1 pseudogene is annotated in these 443 nt (G+C 66.1%); it reads left to right on the top strand.

Annotation, left to right across the window (positions count from 1 at the left end):
• Positions 1–351, top strand: a pseudogene (locus GV790_RS28990) (FAD-dependent oxidoreductase); the annotation flags it as partial.
• Between the last annotated feature and the right edge of the window lie 92 nt (positions 352–443).

The following is a 443-nucleotide window of genomic DNA, read 5'->3' as shown; positions in this document are numbered from 1 at the left end:
ATCGAGCAGGGCTACGGCCTCATGCACGGCACCTGCCAAAGCGGTATGCCGACCGGCGTGCACGCGGCGGTATCGCTGCACCGCGAACTGAAAGGCAAGCAGCCCAAGTCTTTCCGATTCGGCTACTACCACACGCCGGTCAGCGTCGGCCGTAACGATGCGGTGGTCCAGTTCACCAAGCCGGATGGCTCGCCCCGCCACTGGTACCTGACCGGAAACCGCGCGACCTGGTACAAGGAAACAGTGAACGCCGCGCCGTGGCCTACCTTCCTCCGCATGACCCGATTCCCTGGATCGGGCGCCATCTGGCCAACCGGCGGCCGCTACACCCGTCGGGCCGGTGCCCTATGACCTCGCCCGATGACGGTCAGCAGGTGTTCGACGAGTACCGCAACCTGCTGTTCGCCGTCGCCTACCGCATCCTCGGCACGGCTGCCGATGCC

Source organism: Nocardia cyriacigeorgica (assembly GCF_010858045.1).
GTDB classification, from domain to species: Bacteria; Actinomycetota; Actinomycetes; order Mycobacteriales; family Mycobacteriaceae; genus Nocardia; species Nocardia cyriacigeorgica_E.
The sequence above is the reverse complement of the archived record's forward strand: the minus strand, read 5'-3'. Positions and strand labels throughout refer to the sequence as shown.